Here is a 24,570-nt window from a genome sequence, read left to right as displayed (position 1 = left end):
AGAAAATAGGTTAGACAGGTATCAGTCTTATTTTGTAATACCAATGGTTCCGCAAGCAACACGTGCTCCGGCGTTTCCGGTTGGTTGCGATTTAAGGTCGTCAGCCTGAGCATGTACGATTATCGATCTTCCTATTATTGAATTTGTACCTTCAAATTGTATTTGATTTGTGGTGAATTCAAGATGGGCGTGACCATTTTGATCTGCCACTAAATTGCCAAGATCACCAACATGATTCATTTCAGCATCCAAACCTGCATGTTCATGTCCTTCGGGGTTAAAATGACCACCTGCTGAAGTACCATCGGCAGCACTACAATCGCCAAATTCATGAATGTGAAATCCATGAGCTCCAACACTTAAACCGTTAAGTTCGGCAACTACTTTGATGCCCTGCATTGTTCGAGTAAAAGTTATCGTACCTGAAACGCCGCTACCCTCGGTAGGACCAAGCACACAGATGGCAGTGTTAATTGATTGTAACTGCTTATGCATCTTATGGTCTTGTGCAGTAGCGTAATAGGTCAACATAATGAGAATTGCTGAGGTGATAATGGCGAAAATGGTGCTTATGTTTTTTTTCATTGTTTTAAAATTTAAGTGTTTATGTGTTAGCGTGTTTACGTGTTAAAGTATTAATGTGCTTTATTGTTCCATTGTTTCACTATTCCATTGTTAAAATTTCCTATTCCCAAGCGCATTACTATGTATTACTATTGTATGTCCACTGAATGTCTGCTAAATGTCAATAAGTGTTTATGTGTTTACGTGTTTGTGTTAAAGTGCTTTATTGTTTTATTGTTAAAACTTCCTATTCACAATCGTATTACCATGTATTACAACGTATTACTATTGTATGTCCACTGAATGTCCACTGAATGTCAATAAGTGTTTATGTGTTTACGTGTTAATGTGTTTATGTTTTCTGATAATCAGTGATCTTCATAATAAAAGAATTACACATACTGTCAAAAGTAAATATTATTTAGAATGAATCAAAATAATCTGTAAAAGAATTGGAGTTTCATTTTATTTTGAAATCGGAATAATTCATCACTAGTGACTGGTTGGATTTGAAATCACTGACCCTTGCCCATGGCGGGCCAAGCTTGCACCAGGTTTCAAAGACTTCCAAAAATATGGATTCGCCTTCAGCTTCAATATAAACGGAACCGTCGGGCTCATTTCTGACAAATCCCATTATATTGTATTCTTTTGCTTTTTTATGGGTGTAAAACCGAAAGCCTACATTTTGAACTTTACCGAAGATTTTAAATGTTTTGGCAATAATCATTCATTAAGGATTTAATCGTTTCATCATTAGTTTATCAATCTGTTCGAATAATTGATCGGGTCTGTAAACTTTCCAATTAAATTCATCAAACTTACCGCCAAATGAAATATAGTAATCGATACGGGCATTTTCAAATTCTTTGATCACATGATCGCGGAAATTTAGGCCAACGATCCAACCATCTTCAATTTCATCAAACCATTCCTGATAATAATCGTTTTCATCGGAGTGCATATTCATGACGTGTTCGCCTAATAAAATAAATTTATGAATATCGTTTATGGTTAATACATCGATTAAATTCTTTTTTAGTTCCATCACGTCATTATGCAACAGGTCGTTCCATTCTCCAATAAATTCGATCACACAGTATCCATTCTCGTAATCGGCAAACAAGAGTTTAGCATATAAAGTTGAGGAACCAATTTCATCCCATTGAGGATGAATATAATAATTGTAAACAGCGTGTGTGAATTCAAACTCACTATATGCTCTTCCGTAAAAGGGGGATCTTTTATCCTCAGAGGCAATGTAGAGATGGCGCCAGGAGTAGTATGGTTCAATGCTATGCATACTTAATCGAAAGTCTGTGGGTGGATGATGATGTTTGCTTTTTCGGTTGTGACCAATCCATTGATAACAACTTCTTTTAGAAAAGGCAGAAATTTTTGGATGTTTTCTTTGGTGTCAACCATTTCAATGACAATGGGCATGTTTTCGGAAAGTCTGAGAATGGTGGATGTTTGGATTTGATTTTTACCACAGTAGCCCATAATACCTCTAAAAACAGTGGCTCCGGCCATGCCGCACTCCCTAGCCTTTTGAACAATCAATTCAAATAAACACGATCCTTTGAAAGTGTCATTTTCACTAATAAAGATCCGGAGTAAAATTCCATCAATAGATTTTTCCATTTTTTATCTGTTAGTTATGGCTATCCATCTAGCCAGAATATATCCTAAATATACAAATAATAGTCCTAAGATATTAGATGCCAGGATGTAGATTATTGCAAATTTAACATGGCCGGTTTTAAAAAGGTTCAGACTTTCAAGGGCAAATGTTGAAAAAGTAGTGAATCCACCAAAAACACCGATGAATAAAAATAACCTGATATTGTTCGAAATATTCCCTCTTTCAAAAATTCCCCAGAAGAAGCCAATCAGGAATGACCCCAACAAATTTACAGTCAAAGTACCCCAAGGAAAAACGCCCGCAAATAAGCGTTGTGCCCAACCAGATACCCAAAATCTGAGTAATGTTCCCGCAGCGCCGCCAATGATTAGAGCCACTATTTTATTCATCTTTCAATTATTAAATTAAAATGCCGTTTTTAAGCCCTTGACATCTTTGAGTTCCTCATAAAGTATTTTAAATTGATCTGCAGAAATAATTCTGACCATTACACCAAAGCTTATATAAGTTGATTTTGCGCTTAAGCGTGAGTTAAAGCTGCCAAATTTAATCTGCAACTCATTGAGTTTTGCACTTATATTTTTAATATTCTCATCCACAGGGATTGCATTATCCATGATTAATTTTAGTTGGTAATTTACCGGATATTTTATTTTGTTTGGATCAGGTTTCCCATTATTTTCACTCATCTGTTATCAGTTTCTATTAACAATAATATTAATTTTTACTCACTTTCATCCAGTCTGGAATTGGCTTGGGCTTTGGCTTTCTACCATAAATCAAATCGTCAAGAATTACGGCAACCCTTCTGAACAAAATATTATTACGAATACCAAAACGTATTATTTGGTGCATTAAATTGTTTGGATGAGAGTAAGGACAAACTGCCATGCAGCGGCCACAATCGGTGCCCGAGGTACACCAAAACTGAAAGCATTTTTCCTGATTGATCTGCCATCTTAAAACTCCATCAATTTTTTCACGTTTTCCTGAAGATATAGCATGACTGGGGCAGGTATACGCGCATTTCATGCACCGATTACAAAAATCAATCGTGGTATGGTCGTCAGTCTTTTTGTCTATTACCAACGGCAGGTTGGTCGTAACAACACCTATTCGAACCCTTGGACCATGTTTAGGAGTCATTAACAATCCCATCCTGCCCAGTTCGCCAAGACCTGCATCTTTTGCTACAAGTGGGCAGATAACCTGATAGTTGGCATCAATATGCGCACGTGCTTCGTGACCTAAATTTCTGATAAATGCTGAAATTTGAACGGCTATCGTTCCGGCATTTAAATATTGTTGACCCGATTCCATGACTATGGGTGCCTGAGGTCCAGTTGTTGTAAATTCAAAATCCATTTCCACTGTAAAAGCAATGGCGAATTTATGTTTGAGTTTAATTTCTGAACCATAATCATCTCCGCGACCGGCATGGGAATAAATATGGTAATCTTTAAGAATTGTTATTCCGACTTCTAACGCGCCGAGTTTCTTTGCCCAATTCTTTATGTATAAACTTATTTCTTTTTCATTCAATTGCTGAGGTTCACCTTCGGGCTTTCCATTGATGGCTTTTGCAAGTCGATCAACCGTAAAGAAAGAAGCTTCAGAGCTTGCAAACATTAGCGGATCATACTGTACAGATTCTTTACTCAACAAGCCGGGTCTTTGCCGGAAGTTTTCGTCAGGTTCTAAATTCTTGGGTTTCCGATTATAGTATTCAACATATTGTTCGCTACCCTTTTTCAGCAAGCGACGGGAGAACATGATATCTCTTTCGTCAATTTTATTTTTTGGTAAGTCTATGAGGATGTTTTTATTTTTTCCCAACGGTATGAAAAAAAGAATAGGGATGAATAAAGTAACAAAAATGAGTATGTTTGAAATGATCACCTGGTTTGGAATTTCAAGAAAAGCAATCAAAAAATAGGGCAGAGGCAATAAAATACAAATCCAACTGAAAATACTTCCGGCCCTGATTTCTTTTTCACTGAAAGATTGGATACTGAAATATAACATCCACAAAAAGATAACTATCCCTAATAATAATAGTATTTTTCCTGAAAAGTATATTTCGCTGAGAATCATATAACTGAATATATTTAAAATTGTCTTAAAATAGCAGTTAGATAATTTCTGCTTTATATCCTGCCTTGGCTACGGTCGCAATAATATCTTTTACTTCCAAAGAATCGTCGGCACTAACACTCAGAATTTTCTTCTCACTGCCTAAATCCACATCCCATTTTTGAACTTCTTTGAGTTCGTTCATGAATGGCATTAAGCCGGATACGCATCCACTGCACTTTAAGTTGGTTTTAAAAGTATAGGTTTTCATTTTGAAAATATTTAGTGTCCGACAAAGGTATTCAAATGATTATAGAAATGTTTTAATAATTGGTCGATAAAATCCTTAATCCCCGGATTATGTCTGTTAAATTTTTAAATTTACTAGATAATCAAATTAAAGGCTCCAAAAATATGAAAACTTTTACACTAGCTTCTCGATCCGTGTTAATCACCTTTGTTTTAACCGGAATGTTTTGTTATACAGGTCCGATAATAGGACAAAAAATAACCTCACCCGAAGATTTCTTTGGTTTCCAAATGGGAGCCGACAGAAAGCTGGCAAGGTGGGATAAAATGGTTGATTACTTCAATTTACTGGAAGGACAAAGTGATCGGATGAAAGTTTATAATATGGGCCCATCCTCTGAAGGTCATCCTTTTTTGGTATTGTTGATTACATCTTCCGAGAATCATAAAAACCTTGAACGCTTGCAAATGATCAATAAAAGCATTTCCAATCCAAAAGATTTGAAAGAAGATCAACTTCAGCAATTTATTAAAGAAGGCAAGGCGGTTATTTTTGAGTCGATGAGTTTGCATGCATCTGAAGTTGGCGGTACACAGATGGCTCCTGAATTGACTTTTGATTTGTTGAGCAGAAATGATGAAGAAGCTTTGCGCATTTTGGATAATGTTTTGTTTTTCATGATTCCCTGCTTTAATCCGGATGGAGAGGTAATGATTACTGATTGGTACAACGAAACGGTGGGTACAGAATATGAAGGATTGAGTATGCCATTTTTATACCATAAATATTGCGGCCATGATAACAATCGCGATGGAGATTATCTGAACCTGATAGAATCAAAATATACGGCTAAAATCATGTATAATGACTGGCCACCACAAGCTTATATTGATCAACATCATATGGGTTCTTATGGTGCACGTCTTTTTGTCCCACCTTATTGTGACCCTATCCGACCGTTTGCAGATCCATTGGTTTGGAGGGAAATTAGCTGGTATGGTGCCCATATTGCCTATAAATTAGAAGAGGATGGATTTAAAGGTATTTTGAACGCAGCGCAATATTCAGGTTGGGGGCATTTTGGCTGGCATTGGATTACTCCATTTCATAATATTGCAGGGATGTTAACCGAATCAGCCGGTGTTAACTTAGCTACACCCATCTATATTCATCCCGAACAGTTAAGGGCCGATACACGAGCATTCCCTGATTATGAAGCACAGTCGACATTCCCAAATCCATGGTTAGGTGGATGGTGGAGGCTTAGGGATATTGTTGCTCAGCAAAAATCTGCTGCTTGGTCATTACTTGATTTGGCAGCCAGAAATAAGGAAACAGTATTAAAAACAGCTTACCTCAAAGCAAAGAACCAAACGGAAAGAGGAGCCGACGGAGAGGTTAAAACAATAGTGCTGCCTGCTAAGCAACACGATTATTTAACCATGGTAAAAATGGTAAATATCCTTTTACAATCGGGTATTGAAATTAAAAAGGCAAGCTCTGATTTCGTGGTTGAAAACATGAATTACCAAAAAGGGTCCTATATTATCTCATTAGCCCAACCAAAAATGGGGCTAATTCGTAATTTGTTGATGGAAACCCATTATCCTGAAAATACCTATACGATGCAGGAAGATGGGACCCCTATCCGACCTTACGATTTGGCAACGCATACCATGGCAGAATTCATGGGAGTTTCAGTTGATTTGAAAAGCATTAATATAAATGGTGATTTTAAGGTAATAAGTTATCCTGAAATGATTGAAGGTAAAATAATAAAAGGAGAAGCCGGGTATATTTTGGATGGCAGACAAAATAACGCTTACAAAGCGGTAAGTCTGTTGATTGACAAAGGGATAAAGGTGAAACGTTTGGATGAAAAGTTTATGAATTTTCTGCCTGGCGATTTTATGATTGAAAAAGCATCGGAGAATATACTCAGTGAGGTAGCTAAAAATACAGGAACAGATTTTACTGCATTAAATGAGAATCCATCGGTAAATAATCATCAGGTAAAAAGAGGGCGTGTTGGATTATTTCAGCGATATGATGGTGGTAATATGGATGAAGGCTGGACACGTTTATGCTTTGAGAATTTTGCTATTCCTTACCAAACTTTGATGAGCAGCGAACTTAGAAAAGGCGAACTTAATAAAAAATGGGATGTGATTGTGTTACCCGATGATTCTCCGGAAGGAATAACAGGTGTTTATTCAAGTAATAGTCGCCGTACACCTGAAAAATACCCTGAAAAATATCAAAGTGGAATTGGTAAAGACGGGGGTAAAATCCTGAAGGAATTTGTAAAAAACGGGGGGACTATTGTGGCTCTTGGACGTTCATTCGAATATATTGTGAATGAATTCGATTTAAAGGTTCGAAATGTAACTACAGGTTTGTCCTCAAAAGAATTCTTCTGCCCGGGTTCAACTTTAAAAGTCAGTTTTGACAATACCGATCCTTCGGCATATGGTATGCCAGATGAGGGTTTAGTGATGTTCAATAACAGCCCTGTCTTTGAAGTTGTACCAAGCCGGAATAATGAAGATTATAAAACGATTGTCAGATATAAGGATGAAAACTTGTTGAAAAGCGGGTGGCTCATCGGCAAGGATAATATCGTGAAGAAACCGGGAATGATCCTTACTCATTATGGTAAGGGTAAAATTGTGCTGATTGGTTTCAGAACTCAACAGCGCAACCAAATGGATGGAACCTTTAAATTATTGTTTAACACGATCATTGAATAAGTTTATATGATCAAACCATTAAAAGTAATGAAAGAAATCCCTGTCACCGGGCAGGGTTCTTTCTGGGAAGATCGGGGAGACCGTCATCATTGTGGGATTGATTTATATTCAAATAAAAATGTAGAAATTTATGCAATAACAGACGGAGAGGTTGTTGCTGTTGAAATAATGACCCATCCCGATTTTGTTCATTACTGGAATGTCACTTACCAGGTTATAGTAAAGTCGGATGATTTTTATATCAAATATGGAGAAGTTGCAAATCCCAATGTGAAAGTGGGTGATTTAATCAGCGAAGGGCAGGTGGTTGCATTAGTCGGTCAGGTGTTGGACGGAGATAAAATAGGGGAGAAGGACCCTGTTTATGTACAAAAATTAAAATACGGCAAAAACGCTATGCTTCACCTTGAGTGCTGGAAGTCTGATCCGGTAATTGTTCACGAAAAGTATTTGGGAGGCAATTGGTTTGAAAATGAAATGCCTGAAAATTTATTGAATCCTGAATTTCTGTTAAAGTAAGGTTCATTTAGGTCATTTTATTTTTCTGAGTTCATAATTAGCGATCAGTATACCAGAAATAATCAGCAGGGCACTTAACAAATGGATCAATCCTATACTTTCTTTTAAAATTACGAATGCTAAAAATCCACTAAAGAGGGGCAAGGTATAATAAATCATTCCGGCTTTTGTCGGGCCAATTATCAGGATGGCATTATTCCACAAAACAAATGCAGTCAGCGAAGCGAAAACGCCAATATACAAAATTGAAATGATGGAATTTGTATCGAATACAATGGAGGACACTGTTGAATATTCCCAGATGAAAAAAGGAAATAAGAAGATTAATCCCAGAGAAAAAGTCGCTATTTGAAATGCCCAAATGCTCATTTCTTTTGGCTTTCGCTTTAGTAAAAGGCTGTAGGTTGCAAAAATGATGGAAGCTATCAACATCCAAATGTCGCCAATGGTAAAAGATAAATTTAAGAGTACAGAAATTGATCCTTTTGTAATTATATATAATACTCCTACAACGACCATTATAATTCCAATCACCTTATTGAGAGAAATTCTTTCCTTATAAAAGATCCTTGAAAAAATAAAAATAAAAATTGGAAAGCTAATGGCAATCAATGAAAGGTTTGTGGCTGTTGTGGTTCTACCGGCAATATAAATCAGCGTATTGAAAACAGTGATTCCTAAGACTGAAGTAATCATTAAATAAGGAAGATTTTTTTTAATAATTTCCCAATCTTTAATCAACGATTTTAAAGCAAATGGCGTAATTACAATAAGGGCAACCGTCCATCTCCAAAAAGCAATACTTGCAGGAGGAATGCTCGTGGATAAATCCCGGGCGATGATAAAATTACCCGACCATAAGGCGGTAGCAAGCAATGCAAATGCATAACCTAAAAACTTGTTTTTATCTTGTAAAGGTTTAATCAAAATATGAAATGTTTTGCAATGATATTACTAAATTCCTTTGATCCACCCACCGTCGACAGGCAAAGAAACTCCGGTTATATAACTTGCTCTTTCACTTGCTAAAAAAACGACTGCTGCTGCAAATTCTTCAGGTTTCCCAATTCGGCCCAAAGGAATCTCTTCGGTTATTTTCAGCAAATTAGGATTTTTAGCAATCAGATTTTCTAATCGTTTGGTTTGTGTATATCCCGGCATCACATTATTAACCGTAATATTATAAGCACCCAGCTCATTCGAAAGCGTCTTGACCAATCCTACCACCGATGCCCGTATCGAATTTGATAATATTAAACCTTCAACAGGTTGTTTTACAGCTTGAGAAGTGATCGAGATGATCCTGCCCCATTTTTGTTTTTTCATATCGGGCAATACCCTTTTGATCATTCCAACAACACTCTCCAACAATAAACGATAGGCTTGTTCCCAATCCTGTTCATTATGCTGATCGAAGTCGCCAAATGGTGGCCCTCCCGAATTGGTTACCAAAATATCAACCATTCCCATTTTTGACTTGGCTTCGGTTAAGATTTTATGACGATCTGATGCAATAGATACATCCCCGACAACATAATACACTTTTGCATTATTAATCTGTGAAATTTCATTAGCCGTTTCGATAAGATCGGTCTCGGTTCTTCCACAAATCATTACTTCTGCACCTTCCCTTGCAAGTTCCAGTGCCACACTCTTGCCCAAGCCTTTACTCGAAGCCATAATGAGTGCTTTTTTGTTTTTGATGCCTAAATCCATATTATCTTTTTAAGTAATGATCCGTTCCATCCAACCAATCTATACGTGGAGGGGCCCAGGTATCGGTTTCTTCAACATCACCAATCATTAAGGCTTCATGAGGCAAGTTTGCAGGAATCACAATGGTATCGCCCTCATGAAGATCTACAACTTCCTTTTTGTCATCACCAAACCAGAAACGCATGCTGCCAAAAGTAACATGAGTGATTTGTTCATTTTCATGACTGTGTAAAGGTACCACGAACCCATCTTTGAATCTCATTTTGGCAATCATCACTTTATCCCCATAAACCAACTTTCTTTTCATGTATGGATTAACTTGTTCTTCGGGTACATCCTTCCAATTTATTGCTTTTATCATTGTTTTGTTTTTTTCGTTTTATTTATATACGCTAACCTCTTATAAAAACCCAATTAATTATCAAATTGTATTTAACATTTTCTGTATATTATCCTATTCCTATATCCTTTTTTAATAGTTCGAATATTATATCGGGTTAAAATTGCGACAATAGGCAGGAATTCAATTTCCCAACTTTGAATCTTGAATATCCAGACGATAAAAATGACAAAGATTAAAGCCTGCAAAACCATAGCCAAATATATTTCGAATTTATTATTTTCTTTGAAAAGAAGGATTGCCGATAAAAGGTATAAAGGATTGCACCAAAGAAGATTGAAATTGTTTCTCGATTCTAGATGTGCGGTCAATAACCAAATGGATAAAAGCAAAATTCCCGTTAAACCGATAATAAAGAAAATTGAGAATTGAATTTTATTTGATTTAAATAGGGTGGTTAAAATGAGTAATATTGAAAAGATGATTGCAGGATTCAATAAGATTAGTCCTGATGATTTTTTCTGATCAACTTTATTGTAGATTGTTTGGCTAACTACCAATTTCTTGTTGTTTGCTTCTACTTCATTTATTTCGTTAGAAAGATAATCCGGTAAAAACATGCTTTTAAATCGATCAATTTCATCATCTACTCCTTTTCCGAAAATTAGGTTAATTCCTAATTTTAACCATTGATTATCCGTAAGTGATTCATTGATCAGGTTTCTGTAGGTCTTGCTTATTTTTTTATTTTGAAATTCGAATCCAATTTCTCCAAAAATTAAATCCCGTAATTCGGTTGTACAGTTTTTCTTTGTAAAATTATAATAGTAATATCTGTTTTCTGGTCTATATAAATAAGTCAATCTGTCAATAATTTTAGTTTCATTCTCATCGGTAAGACTCAGTTTTTGTTCAATAATTTGTCTGTTTTCAGCTTTATAAGTCGCATAAAAATCTATGGTTGATTGAATTCCTAAATGATATTTTAATTTACCCCGGATAAATTTTAAGTGAAAGTTGGGTGTGTTAAAATCAAAAAGACCAAAATTATAAACAATATCGAGTGATTTGTTTTTATCAATGACTCTAAGGGCACTGTGTCCCCAAGCAGTATAGGATTCAGAACCACTTGAACAGGTAAGAAGGCTTATTTCAATCTGATTATTCGGATAAACATGAAATAATCCTGAGATTAGTAGTATTGCTATTATGATAATGTGTCTTTTCAACTAAGCAAGAGAATAAATTTCTAATAAAACCATCATTTCATATTTGAGGTTCTTAATCATTCCGGTTTAAACAAACCTTCGGGATTCGAACCCATTAATCCTGCTTCAACCAAATACGGGCTAACTTCCGAAAGTTCTGAAGCTGCTTCGTTACTGATGAGCGGATTATGTTTCATGCTATCAAGTTTGTCGCCAATATGCTCTAAATCTGCATCGGTCGTCATCCAATGAATATGATCATATTGTTTAAGGTTTAGTGGAATGGAATATTCACGTAGTGTTTTCTGACCGGCAGTATTAAAATAAAAATCAAAATACGACATTGCCAGCTCACGTAAGCTTTTATAAACAGGTTCACGATACCTTAACGTGGTAAAATTTGATTTTGCGATAGAACCCCAAAGCTTGTTTTTTTGAAAAACAGCAATGACGTGGTCGTCATCATTCACCGCGCGTAAATCGATAATTAGTGGTTTATATCCAATGTTTTGAAGGCAAGCTGCCGCAAACATTGCACCCTCAAAGCAATGAGCACTTTTTTCAATCATTACATATCTTGGTGATCGGGTGTCGGATTTCGAATCGTATTCAATATTATCAAGATATTGTTGGATTTTCATGGGATGGTTTAATTCTTCTAGCAATGCTAATTCATCTTCCAGCCAATTTTCCGAATATTTATTCATAAACTTTATCGTACGCTAAGTTTTATTACTACTTGGTAGTTTTTTCGCCCATTTTTGTAAATACGCTATCAATGGGTTCCCAAAGTTCTAATTTATTTCCTTCAAAATCCATTATGTGGACAAATTTTCCATAATCAAAGGTTTCAATTTCATCAAGAATGTTTACGCCATTAGCTTTTAATTTTTTTACAAGACCTTCAATATTCTGAACCCGGTAATTAATCATAAAAATTGAAGTTAAATATATAAAAAAGGACTGTAATTTATATATTAATTGTTACGTGTTATTTACAAGCCTATTGTGAAGGACAGAAATTAGCTTTTAAAAATCAGGTGAACTGAAACTTAATTAAAATCTAACCATTCATAGATTTTTAAAAATGTAATTTTGTAAGAAAAAATGAGTTTATTTTTACTGACTTTCTGAGCCCTTTTTTCAATCATGAACCTCTTGGGTTCAGCACCTATTTTTGTTGGTTTAACACAGCAAAATACTAAAAAGGAAAAGTCGCATACTTCTTTCATTACTTCATTAAGTATATTACATCAGCAATAATTAATATTGTAAATTCCCTTAAGGTTTAAAACGTCGTGAATAGTCGACCTCAGAAGCAATATAGCCAAAAGCGGCCCATTGTTTACCGCTAAGTATCTTCTCAAGCATTGCTTTAGCCTTATCTGTCTGACCATTATAATAATACCAGTTTGCGATACCATAAGCCATGCCTTCACTAATAGTAACTGTATAATCTTCACCCAGTAAATCAGTGTCGATTATTTCACCTTTATATAACAACAATAATTGGTGATAATCAAAGTTTTCAATGATATTCATCTCACGGGTAATGGGTTCAAGCATTTTTTTCGCTTCTTCATTTTGTCCCAGTAATCGGAGAGTCATATACAACCAATGACTTGTTGATACTATTTTATCATCGTTTGTGGCCAAATTAATATCCGTTTTATAAACTTCTAATGCCTTATCCGGTTGGTTGGTTAAATAATAAGCCAAACCCAGGTGATATCTGATATTCGAATGCAAGGAACTAATAGGTCGGTTCATCGTGTTAGGCACTCCATCAGGTTCAACTGCATCCGGTTGATCTTGGATAAGTGTCATGGCATACTCAAAATCAGCAATTGCATCATCAAATTTACGAATGCTGATATATCGATGTCCCCTGTGGCGATAAAAACGTGCATCATTTGGGAACTGCTCAATGCCTTTGGTAAAAATTTTGATCGCACCCAAATAATCGCCGGTATAAGCGGCCCAACGTCCCAGCCATATTAAATTGTCTGGGTTTCTGGTGTCGGCATCATAAATTGTTTTTGCCAGCTCATAATCTTTAGTAACCTTTTCGGATGGAGAAGCAGAGAATAAGGAATCTCCCATCAGTGAAAGGGCCTGAAGTTTTGGACTGAAATCATTTTGCGTTTTTTTCCGGGTAGGTGTACAAGCGGTTAATCCAATGATTATTAAGATATCAAGGAATATAAATTTAAATAATTGAGTTTTCATACAAGGATAATTATATTTCAAATTAAGGTCTTGATAAATATAGGGATTTTTGGAATGTGTTTGAGTTGGGACTTTCTTTATCGCAATGGCAGGGAAGGATGATAGTGTCGGAACCAAATAAAAAAGGCCACTTCTCGACTTGCTCGAAGTGACCTTTCTTATCTTTAATCAATTCCTATTTCTTAAATCCTTTTGGACGTAACGAGCGAATGGGTGCCGGAGGTTCCGGTTTTAACTGAAATTCATTGTTTTTCAATAATTCCATTGCCACTTCAACAGCTTTTACCAATTGTGGGTCGATGCCTTGTAATACCAATTTGGGTTCCTGAATTACTTCATAGTCGGGAGCAACGCCAACCCCTTCAACGGCCCAGTTGCCATCAGTATCATAAAATCCACCTCTTGGAGCAACCATTCTGCCACCGTCAATGAATGGAGGAGTATCCCAGGTGCCTACCAATCCGCCCCAGGTTCGTGTCCCAATCATTGGGCCTAATTTAGCTTTATGGAACATATAAGGGAACAGGTCACCTCCCGATCCGGCACTTTCGTTAATGATCATAACTTTTGGCCCCCAAATTCCGGCCATCGGAGTGGTCCATGGTCGGTTGTCATTAGCCCTACTATTGAAATAACCATAAAGCGGTCTGGCCATAATGTCAATGAAATAATCTGCCGCCGATCCTCCACCGTTGTTTCTTTCGTCGATAACTGCACCTTTTTTGTCCTGCTGTGCAAAATAGTATCGATTGAAAGAGGTGAATCCCGGTCCGCTGGTATTAGGAACATAAACATAAGCCAATTTACCTCCCGATAATTTATCAACAGTTCTGCGATTGTTTTCAACCCATTCGATGTTTCGAAGTTGTGCTTCGCTTCTTACTGGCTCAACCACCACTTTTTTCGCGGTTGAAAGATCGGTGGTCGAATTAACACTGATAGTTACCTGCATACCGGCTGTTTGCTCAAATAAGCTGTAAGGATTTGTAGGTGCTTTTAGCTCATGACCATTTACTGCAAGCAAATAATCGTCTTCTTTTATCTTTATGCCGGGAATGGCAAGAGGTGCTTTTAAACCCGGGTTCCAACTTTCACTGGTGTAAATTTTGGCGATTTTATAATAACCATTTTCTTCAATAAAGTCGCAACCAAGCAATCCAACAGGAACCATATTTATATCGGGCATGTCACCTCCGGAAACATAAGAGTGACCTATAGAAACTTCACCGCTCAAAATATCTACTACATAATTTAAGTCAGTACGATGGCGAACATGATTAATCCAGGGTGAGTACCATTCATAGATATCGTTCCATGGTGCCCCATGAACATTGTTTACATAAAGAAAATCGCGCATATAACGCCATCCTTCTTTAAATATCTGATGATATTCGGCCTGAGGATCAATTTTGATTTTAAGATCAAGTTTCAAAGCTCCATCGCCCTTTTTAGGTGTGCTTTTTGTACTTACAATGCTCCACGTTTGACCTGATTTAAACAGTAAATTATTTCCATCAGAAGAACAAACCGCATCAGTCACCCCGGCGAGGAATTCTTTCGATTTGTTTTCTTTCAGATCGTATTTCAGCATGGTCAATCCAGTTTGGTTTTTTATGGCTTCTAAAACAAAAACGGCATTTTCAGGTCCCGAAATAAGTGAATTATAATCTCGATTGGGCATATTTAGAGCGATAATTCGCTCGGCAATATTTGTTTTGGTAATCTTTATATCTGCAATTTTCTTCTCTTCTTTCGTCGGTTCAGGTTTTTTAGTTTCTTTGCCTTTTTTTGCATCAGCTTCCTTTGTATCTTCTTTTGCTTTAATAACTTCTTCATCATCGCTCTTAGCTAAAGTAGGGGATGGGACACCTTCTTCCAAAATCAAACAATATAAACTATAGGTAGCACTTGGATCATAGGAGCTCATATCCAACCATCCGGTCTTTAACCCATAATTGGTGCTTGAAAGAAAATAAAGATACTTACCGCTTTTGTCCCAAACAGGAGTCTTAACGTCGGCCATTCCATCAGTAAGTTGAATGCGCTCCCCTGTTTCAACATTATAAACAAAGGCTGCTTTATAGCTATTATCCAATTGTCTGGCATAAGTGATCCATTTGCTATCGGGCGACCAAACAGGGTTCATGTCACGATTAGGATGGGCAAACCGATCGGTATCCGCTTTTTTTACAACTCCGCTCTTGAGGTCGATGATCCATATATTATAATCGGTATCGGTATAGGCAATGTATTTTCCATCGGGCGACCAGTCGGGTACAAAATAAAAAGTAGGGTTAGGTAAAGTGAATTGTTTAATATTTTGTCCGTATTGATCGGCAAGCATAAGCTGATATTCTCCGCTATTGTCCGAAAACCATGCAACCTGATCCCCTTTTGGTGACCAGATTGGCGAACGGTCTGCTATTCCGGAAGTATTAGTAATATTACGCCAGTTTCCATCTTCTTTAGGTACCGTAAATATTTCGCCTCTATGCTCAAATATTGCACGTTTTCCGTTAGGCGAAATATTGGCATTTGTTAAACCTGAGGCAGGTACATTTTTCCAACGAGTGATGGCAAAATTCATATCACCTTTCACTTCAATATTTAACTGTTTTGATTCTTTTGAATTATTGTCAATTAAATGGAGATATCCACCTTGTTCGTAAACAATGGCATCCTTACAAGCATCCAAACTTTTTACATCAAATTTCATGTGATGAGTAATTTGTTCTTCAGCTTTGGTAATTAGGTCGAACGACCAGATATTACTCGCATAGTCACGCTCAGATAGATAATACACTTTATTTTGAAACCATACAGGATCTAAATGTCGCTCTTGTGTAGGTTGTGGGGTACGGATCAAATTTTTTGTGGCCATATCAACAATCCAAATTGGCATAGCTTGACCACCTCGATAATTTCTCCATTCGGGATCCCAACTTGTAATTGGAACATAGGCGATGAATTTACCGTCGGGTGAAATTTCGCCGTAGGCTGCTCCCGGTATATCAATTTCTTTAGGAAGTCCGCCATTTAATCCAATTTTATAAAATTTATTTGTTTTGGTAGGTTGACCCATTCGTGAAGATCGGAACATGATTTCTCCTTCAGGAGTCCAACCTGTTACAAAGTCTGCTCCCGGATGCCAGGTTAGCCGTTTTGGGGTTCCTCCTTCTGCAGGAATTACATAAACATCAGTGTTGCCACCGTATTGGGCCGTAAATGCAATCCATTTTTCATCAGGAGAGAAATGAGGAAGAGATTCTTCGCCTTCGTATGTAGTTAAACGCATTGCTTGACCTCCGTTTCGGTCAACTTTCCATAGATCATTTGCATAAACAAAAACAATGTTTTTTGCAGAAATGGTGGGTTGCCTTAATAATTGTGTTCCTTGACTAAATACCTGTGTGTTCAGGAACAATAATAAAATACTGATTTTTAGTAGTGTCTTCATAAAAAATTGTTTGATTATTAAAAACGTCATAATGATTTACACCATATAAAAGGTGCATACTATTAACCTTCATAAAGGTAAATAATCGAGCAAGATATAAATTATTTTTCAGCAGGCGATCATTAGAAATAACTAGTTCCATCCCAACAATGGGTACAAAGTTTTTCTTTAGGAAGACCAATAGCTTCAACCAAATCATCAATTCGTTGAAATTGGAGCGAGGTGACATTCATTTTCTCACGTATTTTTTCAACCATTGCGGCACATTTTGGGGAATCAGGATCTGCGTATTCTTTCAGATTTGCATCTTCAACTCCTTCAAGTTCTTTAATAGCTTTTCTTCCGGCTAAATCAAGTGTTGATCGCGATGTCGAAAAATTCAGGAATTCGCATGGAAAGATCAAAGTTGGGCATGCCGGACGGACATGAACTTCTTTGGCTCCCGATTTCATTAGCACCTGAACATTATCCTGAAGCTGTGTTCCTCTTACGATGGAATCATCTAACAAGGCTATTTTTTTCCCTTCGGTTAATGCAGCATTCGGGATTAATTTCATTTTGGCAACCAAATTTCTCATTTCCTGATTTTGCGGCATAAAGCTACGTGGCCAGGTAGGAGTATATTTTACATAAGCCCTTTTATAAGGAATTTGCTTTTCGTTGGAATATCCAATCGCATGTGCAATGCCTGAATCTGGTACGCCCGATACAAAATCTACCTCTTTGTCATCATTTCGTGCAAGTGCAGCACCACAGCGATATCTTGACTCTTCAACATTGATACCTTCATAGTAGGAGCTGGGATAACCATAGTATACCCATAAAAAAGAACATACCTGCATTTTTTCGTTTGGCTTGCGTTTTTGTATCCACTTATCGGGAGTGATGAAAATGATTTCACCCGGGCCAACATAATGTTCGATTTCAAAATCCAAATTGGAAAGTGAGCTTGATTCGGAGCAAGCTGCTAATGCTCCGGCTTTTTTACCAATAATAATGGGGGTTCTGCCTAATTTGTCACGAGCTGCATAAATTCCTTCATTAGTCAATAATAATAATGAGCAGGAGCCTTTAATTAAATTTTGGGCATTTTCAATCCCTTCTTCAATACTATCCTTTTCATTGATCATCATGGCGATTAGTTCACTTGGACTGGTTTTGCCACTAGCTGCTTCGGCAAAATGTCTTTTTTGATGAAGTGCCCTGTCAGTAAGTTCCTGAATATTTGCGATTTTACAGACAGTGACTATGGCAAATTTTCCCAAATGTGAATTAATGACAATCGGTTGCGATTCATTATCGCTAATCACACCAATACCACTGTTACCAATAAACTTGGAAAGCTCAGGTTCGAATTTGGTCCTGAAATAAGAATTTTCAAGACTGTGAATAACTTTGGTGAAAATGTTGTCTTTAACAACAGCAAGCCCACCTCTTTTTGTTCCTAAATGTGAATGATAATCTGTACCATAGTATAAATCGTTAACGCAATTTGAAGTTGAAATAGTACCAAAAAATCCGCCCATGATGTTTGTAGTTAAATGAGGGGTAAATCTACTTCATTTAAAAATGAAAATTAAGGCATGTTGAAAAGTTGTTAATATTGACTTTGAAAGATTTTTTAAAAATAATTCAAAAAAAATTTGGAAAATAAAAATTCTCATTATACATTTGCAGTGTACTAATAAAGTAATACACTAATACAATAAATATGTTGACAATTAAAAATCTTGAATTTGGTTATCCTAAAAGTAGCTTATTATTTGATAAGCTTGAGTTGGATATCACTAAAGGCAGTATTTATGGACTGCTTGGGAAAAACGGGGCAGGTAAAACTACCTTGTTAAAGCTAATGTGCGGATTACTATACACACAAAAGGGCAAATTAGAAATCGATGGAGAAGATGTTTCGAAAAGAACACCCAATATGCTGCAGGATATTTATCTCATTCCTGAGGAATTTTATTTGCCTGATTTCACTCTGGACACCTATGTTGCCAATGTTTCACCTTTCTATCCAAAATTCGATCTTAAGTTATTTCAAGAATTAGTTACTGAATTTGAGGTTACAAGGGGTAAAAAACTTAACAAGCTTTCGCATGGACAAAAGAAAAAATTTATCATTGCTTTTGCAATTGCAACCAATTGTTCGATTGTTTTTATGGACGAACCAACCAATGGTTTGGATATTCCCTCAAAAAGCAAGTTTAGAAAGATTATTGCATCAACTGCCAACGAAGAACGAACTTTTGTAATTTCTACCCATCAGGTAAGAGATCTTGAAAACCTGATCGATCCGCTGGTAATTATCGAAAATGGTAAAATCGTTTTCAAAGAAACGATTGAAAATATTTCGAATAAGTTAAGCTTTGTGAAAGTTCATGATAAGGCGCCCGAAGGTGTAAACGTTTTATACAGCGAGCCAATTTTTGGTGGGAACTATCTGTTGACTGAGCGAAATGATGATCACGAATCACGCGTTGATTTTGAACTGCTATTTAATGCAGTTTTGAGTAAGCAAAATGAAATTGTTAAACACTTAAATAACTAAGTTATGAACCAGGTATATGATTTTAAAAGAATAATGCTATTGGCCGGGTTTAAATTTAGCCTGCACAAAAAAACTTTAATGTTGACTGTTTTGGGATATTTTGCCCTCTTATTTATTATCGGGTTTTTTATAGCATATGCAAATCGAAACCATCCTTATAACCTCTATAATTTCGTGCCATTTCATTATGTTGGGATGCTAATAATGATATTATTAGGTGGGATTGTACTTGCCAGTAGAGCTTTTCAGGATATGAACACACCTGAAAAAGCGATCACTCAGATCTTAATTCCTGCATCTACTTTTGAAAAATTTTTAGTGCCATTGATCTCAACTTCTGTTATTTGGGTGGTATTTAGTTTTTTAAGCTACCATGCCTTTAGTTTAATATTTAATTGTGTATGGGTTTGTGCTTTCGGTTACGATTTTGAAGTTTTTAATGGGTTAAAGGTTTTTAATCATACTTGGGTTATTGAGATTGTACAGGCCTTCTTTTTAGCACATTCGATATTTATTTTAGGAGCAGCAACTTTCCGAAAATATCCGATTGTAAAAACAATACTGGCACAATGGATTATTCAGTGGGCTTATTCACTTTTTGCCATTGTTGTAATCTTAATTCTTTTTGGTTCGATGGAAAATTTTGGGAATATGATGAACCATATTGATCATTCACAATTCCCTACTGATAGATTTGACCCTGTAATACTTGAAGCACAAGCAAGGGTTTTGCTTAAGTCATTAATGGTAGCATTAACAGCTGCATTATACGTTACGGCATATTTTAAACTTAAAGAACGGGAGGTATAAGATGGAATTTAGAGACAAGCAAGCAATTTATATGCAGATTGCCGATTACTTCGGTAATAACATTATGCAGGAGCTATGGCAGACCGACGAAAAAGTTCCCTCTGTAAGACAACTGGCGATAGATTTAGAAGTCAACCCAAATACAGTTATGAGGACTTATACACATCTCCAGGAAACTGGTGTAATTTATAATAAAAGAGGAATTGGTTATTTTGTTTCACCTAATGCAAAAGCAATTTTGATTGATATGATAAAACAACAATTTATTGAAATTGAGTTGCCCGAATTTTATAGAAAAATGGAACTCATCGGTCTTACGTTTAAGGATCTGGAAGAAATGTTTAAAAAATGGAAATTAAATACACAAAGCGATGAAAATATTAACAAAAACAAGTAATAAAATCTTTGCTGCAATACTCTTAGTAGTTGCAGTAATGCTGATAGCGGCTCTTATTACGCTTAAAATGATTATATAATTCAATGATTAGCCCGGGAATCATACCGGGCTAATTTTTTTAATCTTTAAAATATTGTTGATTAATTTAAAATATCTTTTTTTGGAAGGCTAATCGTGAATTTTGAGCCTTTTCCAATTTTACTTTCCACCTGGATATCTCCATTATTCATTTCAATGAATTCTTTACAAAGGATTAGTCCAAGTCCGGTACCTCTCTCATTGTTAGTTCCTGGTGTGGATGAATTAATGTCAATCCTAAATAATTTATCGATACTCTCTTTATTCATTCCGATGCCATTGTCCTGAATCATTATTTTAGTTTTATTCTGCGTTTCTATGGCAGAAATCTTAACTTGTCCGTTATCAGGTGTAAACTTGATTGCATTGCTATATAAATTTCGGATTACAGTTTCGATGGTAAATTTATCCGCTTCAATTTCTATGTTTTCAGGAATTTCAGTTGTGGTTAAAATATTTTTTACATTTGCATTTGACAGGCTTGGTTCAATGCTATTCAGAACATGAGATTTAAGATTTAAAGTAGTTTTGTCGATTTGAATTTTTCCACTTTGCGACCTGGACCATGTCAGTAGGTTTTCAAGTAAATCAAAAGTTAATTGTGACGATTTATTGATTTCTTGAATCATTCTCTTACGCTCCAGATCATTATAATCATCATATTCAGAATTTAAAATGTCGGCATACCCAAGTATGACATTAAAAGGATTTCTGAGGTCATGCGCCATAATTGAGAAAAATTTATCCTTAGTGGCATTGGCCTCCTTCAGTTCAATCTGCTTTTGTTCAAGACTTATGTTTTTATTCTGAATTTCCCGGGTACGTTCTTTAACATTGTTTTCAAGCTTTATCTTTTCATTTTTAAGTTTTCTGAGACGCAGCCTGATAAATAGTACCAAGAACATGACAAATAGGAGGAAGGTAGTGAAATAGAATATTTTAGTTTCCCACCATGGTGGTTTGATCAGAATTTTTATGGATTTGCCTATATCATTCCAAATGCCTGCGCTACTCGACCCTATAACTCTAAAAGTGTATTTCCCCGCTGGAAGATCAGTATAGGTAACATAGCGCCTTGTTCCAACATTATTCCATTCTGTGTCGAAGTTTTCAAGGATATAGGCAAATTCATTCTTTTCAGGATTGGTAAAATCCAGCGTGGCAAAACTGAATGAAAATACATTTTCTCTGTGTGTAAGGATGATTGATTCAGTTTCTAATATTGATTTAGTTAGTATTGTGTATCCATTAATCGAATCGTTGGGGCTTACAGATTTGTTGAATATTTGAAAGTCGTTAATTACTACCGGTGGAATGTGGCTGTTATGGATAATGGTTTTTGGATTGAATATATTCAATCCGTTAATACCCCCCATATAGATTTCACCAGAAGTGCTTTTATAATATGCCATTGCATTAAACTCACTTTCCTGAATTCCATCTTCAATATCATAATTTGTAAATATTCCTTTCATCGGATCTAACTTCGAAATTCCGTTATTAGTGCTCATCCACAAGTTGTTATTTTCATCCTCTATTGCTATATATACAGAATTATTTGGAAGTCCATCTGACTCGGTATACCTTGTGAACTGGTCTGTTTTAGGATCTAATCTGTTTAATCCACCCCCGTAAGTACCTATCCAAATATTCCCTAAATGATCTTCAGTCAATCCTAATATAAAATGATGGCTTAAACTATTTGTATCCGCTGGATTAGCTATGTATCTTTTAAAAGTGTCTGTACTTGGGTTGAGCCTTGCCACTCCACTTGTCGTTCCGAGCCAAATATTTCCATATTTATCTCCGATAACAGAGAAAACATTGTTGTCGTTAATACTGTTTGAATCATCTTTGTCATAAAAGTAATGTTTGAAAATTTCCGTTTTAGGGTTAAAATGATTCAATCCTCCTGCAATTGTTCCTATCCATAAAGTCCCATCCTCATCGTGATAAATGGAGATGATATTGTTGCTGCTAATACTATTAGGGTTATCTACATCCATTTTGTAATGCCTGAATGTTTTAGAAATTGGATCATAACGGTCAAGCCCACCATCTCTGGTCCCGATCCATATGAACCCGTTTTTATCCTGAGAAAGAACTCTGATTTGATTACTGCTTATTGAATTTTTATTATCCGGCTGATGCAGGAGGTGTGTGAAAATATCTTTATTACGATCAATAATGCTGATTCCGGTAGTAGTTCCAACCCATAGTAAGTTATTTGAGTCGACGATGATAGACCTGATGGTATTTCCAATCAGGCTTTTGGGATTATTCGGATCATGATAATAATATCCGAAGTTGTTATAATTGGGATTGATTTTATTTAGTCCGTTACCGCCTGATGTAACCCAAAGTATACCCGATTGATCTTCGAATACATTCCAAACATTGTTATTGCTAATACTCATCGGATTACCAGGTTGATTAATCCAACTTGTGAATCGTTGAGTATTTCGGTCGAATAAATTTAGTCCGCCTCCTACAGTCCCAATCCAAAGATTATGTCGGCTATCTTCAAAGATATTTTGAATAAAATTGCTTCCAAGGCTATTTGGATCTCCAGGTATGTTTTTATAAACCGTAATTTTTTTTGTGATCCTGTTTAAATTATTCAATCCATCATTCGTGCCTATCCATAAATTCTTCTGTGAATCCTCATAAATATAATTTACAGTGTTGTTACTTAACCCTTCTTCGGTGTTGTAATGTTCGAAGCTTCCTGTTTTAATATCAAACCGGAATAGCTCATCTGTGGTTCCAATCCATAAAATTCCAACCTCAGAAGGTGCTTCGTAAATCGAATTTATTGGATGGTCCTTTTTCAAAGAATTTGTATAAGGCAGAATATATTTGGTAAATTGGTTAGTCTTTTTATTGAAACTGATTAAGTCCTGTTTCGTGCCAAGCCACAACAAGCCTTGTGTTTCTTTTGACTCAGCAATGACATTTATTGTGTTTTCTGAAATGAGGTGGCCTTTCTGATCTTCAACCGAGTACTTAATAAAACGTTCAGATTCGAAGTCATAGCGGCTTAGCCCTAATTGAGTCCCAATCCAAAGATCGTTATCACTATCCTGATAAATATTAATGATATAGTTGTCAGAAATGGAATGAGGATTCTTAGGATCATTCTTAAATATTTTAAATTCGTTCCCATCGAATCTGTTTAATCCGTCTTGGGTTCCAACCCAAATAAAACCATATTTATCTTGTACAATTCCTCTCACGGTAGATTGAGAAAGCCCATCTTTAATTGTATATTGATGAAATTTTAATGATAAATTTTGGGAATAAGTTGAGATTATGATAAATAGAATTATAAATGTAACAATCTGGCTTTTTTTCATACGCACCCGTTAATTAATTTTTGGCAATTTAATAGTAAAACGCGATCCTTTTGCAATTATACTTTCCACCTCAATGGTTCCATTATTCATTTCAATAAATTCTTTGCACAGCAGTAAACCTAATCCAGTTCCTCGTTCATTATTGGTCCCTGGTTTCGAATGACTTTCATCAATACGAAAAAGTTTATCGAGATCATTTTGTCCGATACCGATACCATTGTCCTCAACGATCAATTGTTGATGGGTGTTTGTTTCTGTTATGGAAATTTTAATTTCACCTCCAACATGGGTGAATTTTATGGCATTATTGAGCAGATTGCCGATGATGTTTGAAAAGGTATATTTATCGGCATAAAATGAAATATTATTATCGACGTCTTCAATGATTGATATATTTTTTGCTTTCGCATTTGGCAGGTAAGGATTGATGCAACTCGTTATTAATTCTTTAATTTTGATGTGTTCTTTATTAATTGCAATTTTACCACTTTGCGATCTTGACCAAGTGAGCAGGTTTTCTAATAATTCGTAAGTTGACTTTGATGACTTATCAATTTCATTGATCATTCTTTTCCTATGTGCATCATCAAAATCATCGTATTTCACTTCTTTTTCATTTTTGTCCAT

Annotated in this window: 23 protein-coding genes and 1 pseudogene; 5 read left to right on the top strand and 19 right to left on the bottom strand. The window is 35.9% G+C overall.

The window, feature by feature from the left end:
• Nucleotides 1-27: 27 nt before the first annotated feature.
• The 8 genes from KKG99_00560 to KKG99_00525 form a co-directional block, all read right to left on the bottom strand.
• Nucleotides 28-585, bottom strand: a complete 558-nt coding sequence (locus KKG99_00560; GenBank protein MBU1011467.1) for a superoxide dismutase family protein — start codon at nucleotides 583-585, stop codon at nucleotides 28-30.
• Nucleotides 586-1,024: 439 nt separating this feature from the next.
• Nucleotides 1,025-1,294: an acylphosphatase gene (locus KKG99_00555; protein MBU1011466.1), complete on the bottom strand. Its 270-nt coding sequence runs from the start codon at nucleotides 1,292-1,294 to the stop codon at nucleotides 1,025-1,027.
• A 3-nt stretch (nucleotides 1,295-1,297) separates the two neighbouring features.
• Nucleotides 1,298-1,867: a hypothetical protein gene (locus KKG99_00550; GenBank protein ID MBU1011465.1), complete on the bottom strand. Its 570-nt coding sequence runs from the start codon at nucleotides 1,865-1,867 to the stop codon at nucleotides 1,298-1,300.
• Nucleotides 1,868-1,869: 2 nt separating this feature from the next.
• Nucleotides 1,870-2,208: a DUF190 domain-containing protein gene (locus KKG99_00545; GenBank protein MBU1011464.1), complete on the bottom strand. Its 339-nt coding sequence runs from the start codon at nucleotides 2,206-2,208 to the stop codon at nucleotides 1,870-1,872.
• 3 nt (nucleotides 2,209-2,211) lie between these two features.
• Nucleotides 2,212-2,598, bottom strand: a complete 387-nt coding sequence (gene crcB, locus KKG99_00540) for a fluoride efflux transporter CrcB (protein ID MBU1011463.1) — start codon at nucleotides 2,596-2,598, stop codon at nucleotides 2,212-2,214.
• 15 nt (nucleotides 2,599-2,613) lie between these two features.
• Nucleotides 2,614-2,898, bottom strand: a complete 285-nt coding sequence (locus tag KKG99_00535; protein ID MBU1011462.1) for a DUF493 domain-containing protein — start codon at nucleotides 2,896-2,898, stop codon at nucleotides 2,614-2,616.
• Between the two features lie 28 nt (nucleotides 2,899-2,926).
• On the bottom strand, nucleotides 2,927-4,303 hold the full coding sequence (locus KKG99_00530) for a 4Fe-4S dicluster domain-containing protein (protein MBU1011461.1): 1,377 nt from the start codon (nucleotides 4,301-4,303) through the stop codon (nucleotides 2,927-2,929).
• Nucleotides 4,304-4,340: 37 nt separating this feature from the next.
• Nucleotides 4,341-4,553 (bottom strand): heavy-metal-associated domain-containing protein, encoded by a 213-nt coding sequence (locus tag KKG99_00525; GenBank protein ID MBU1011460.1) that lies wholly within the window; start codon nucleotides 4,551-4,553, stop codon nucleotides 4,341-4,343.
• A 143-nt stretch (nucleotides 4,554-4,696) separates the two neighbouring features.
• On the opposite strand from KKG99_00525, the gene KKG99_00520 reads away from it, so the two are divergent.
• Nucleotides 4,697-7,282: a peptidase M14 family protein gene (locus KKG99_00520; protein ID MBU1011459.1), complete on the top strand. Its 2,586-nt coding sequence runs from the start codon at nucleotides 4,697-4,699 to the stop codon at nucleotides 7,280-7,282.
• Nucleotides 7,283-7,288: 6 nt separating this feature from the next.
• Nucleotides 7,289-7,801, top strand: coding sequence for a M23 family metallopeptidase (locus KKG99_00515; protein MBU1011458.1), 513 nt, complete (start codon nucleotides 7,289-7,291; stop codon nucleotides 7,799-7,801).
• A 12-nt stretch (nucleotides 7,802-7,813) separates the two neighbouring features.
• Here the strand turns inward: KKG99_00515 and KKG99_00510 are convergent, their stop codons facing one another.
• The 9 genes and pseudogenes from KKG99_00510 to KKG99_00470 form a co-directional block, all read right to left on the bottom strand.
• Nucleotides 7,814-8,731 carry a DMT family transporter gene (locus KKG99_00510; protein MBU1011457.1) on the bottom strand — a complete coding sequence of 306 codons (918 nt, stop codon included), beginning with the start codon at nucleotides 8,729-8,731 and terminating at the stop codon, nucleotides 7,814-7,816.
• A 24-nt stretch (nucleotides 8,732-8,755) separates the two neighbouring features.
• Entirely contained in the window at nucleotides 8,756-9,517 is a 762-nt protein-coding gene (locus KKG99_00505; protein ID MBU1011456.1) for an SDR family oxidoreductase, read from the bottom strand.
• Between the two features lies 1 nt (nucleotide 9,518).
• Complete coding sequence (locus tag KKG99_00500) at nucleotides 9,519-9,878, bottom strand: cupin domain-containing protein (GenBank protein MBU1011455.1); 360 nt, start codon at nucleotides 9,876-9,878, stop codon at nucleotides 9,519-9,521.
• A gap of 71 nt (nucleotides 9,879-9,949) precedes the next feature.
• Nucleotides 9,950-11,086: a DUF4105 domain-containing protein gene (locus tag KKG99_00495; protein MBU1011454.1), complete on the bottom strand. Its 1,137-nt coding sequence runs from the start codon at nucleotides 11,084-11,086 to the stop codon at nucleotides 9,950-9,952.
• A gap of 56 nt (nucleotides 11,087-11,142) precedes the next feature.
• Complete coding sequence (locus tag KKG99_00490; GenBank protein MBU1011453.1) at nucleotides 11,143-11,772, bottom strand: hypothetical protein; 630 nt, start codon at nucleotides 11,770-11,772, stop codon at nucleotides 11,143-11,145.
• 28 nt (nucleotides 11,773-11,800) lie between these two features.
• Nucleotides 11,801-12,001, bottom strand: a pseudogene (locus KKG99_00485) (VOC family protein).
• 345 nt (nucleotides 12,002-12,346) lie between these two features.
• Nucleotides 12,347-13,294, bottom strand: a complete 948-nt coding sequence (locus KKG99_00480; protein ID MBU1011452.1) for a tetratricopeptide repeat protein — start codon at nucleotides 13,292-13,294, stop codon at nucleotides 12,347-12,349.
• A 175-nt stretch (nucleotides 13,295-13,469) separates the two neighbouring features.
• Nucleotides 13,470-16,751: a PDZ domain-containing protein gene (locus tag KKG99_00475; protein ID MBU1011451.1), complete on the bottom strand. Its 3,282-nt coding sequence runs from the start codon at nucleotides 16,749-16,751 to the stop codon at nucleotides 13,470-13,472.
• Nucleotides 16,752-16,873: 122 nt separating this feature from the next.
• The gene (locus tag KKG99_00470; protein ID MBU1011450.1) at nucleotides 16,874-18,277 is read right to left on the bottom strand and encodes an amidophosphoribosyltransferase; all 1,404 of its coding nucleotides are present in this window, start codon (nucleotides 18,275-18,277) and stop codon (nucleotides 16,874-16,876) included.
• 185 nt (nucleotides 18,278-18,462) lie between these two features.
• Between KKG99_00470 and KKG99_00465 the strand changes: the two genes are divergently transcribed.
• Genes KKG99_00465 through KKG99_00455 form a run of 3 tightly spaced genes read left to right on the top strand, consistent with a single transcriptional unit; the run spans nucleotide 18,463 to nucleotide 20,509 of the window.
• The gene (locus KKG99_00465) at nucleotides 18,463-19,302 is read left to right on the top strand and encodes an ABC transporter ATP-binding protein (GenBank protein ID MBU1011449.1); all 840 of its coding nucleotides are present in this window, start codon (nucleotides 18,463-18,465) and stop codon (nucleotides 19,300-19,302) included.
• A gap of 3 nt (nucleotides 19,303-19,305) precedes the next feature.
• Nucleotides 19,306-20,112, top strand: coding sequence for a hypothetical protein (locus KKG99_00460; GenBank protein MBU1011448.1), 807 nt, complete (start codon nucleotides 19,306-19,308; stop codon nucleotides 20,110-20,112).
• 1 nt (nucleotide 20,113) lies between these two features.
• Nucleotides 20,114-20,509, top strand: a complete 396-nt coding sequence (locus KKG99_00455) for a GntR family transcriptional regulator (protein MBU1011447.1) — start codon at nucleotides 20,114-20,116, stop codon at nucleotides 20,507-20,509.
• A gap of 140 nt (nucleotides 20,510-20,649) precedes the next feature.
• On the opposite strand, the gene KKG99_00450 is transcribed toward KKG99_00455, so the two are convergent.
• Nucleotides 20,650-23,943 (bottom strand): hypothetical protein, encoded by a 3,294-nt coding sequence (locus KKG99_00450; protein ID MBU1011446.1) that lies wholly within the window; start codon nucleotides 23,941-23,943, stop codon nucleotides 20,650-20,652.
• A 9-nt stretch (nucleotides 23,944-23,952) separates the two neighbouring features.
• A partial coding sequence (locus KKG99_00445; protein ID MBU1011445.1) for a HAMP domain-containing histidine kinase occupies nucleotides 23,953-24,570 on the bottom strand: 618 nt, incomplete at its 5' end.

The organism is Bacteroidota bacterium (assembly GCA_018816945.1).
GTDB lineage: Bacteria > Bacteroidota > Bacteroidia > Bacteroidales.
This window is presented reverse-complemented; position numbering and strand designations above follow the sequence as displayed.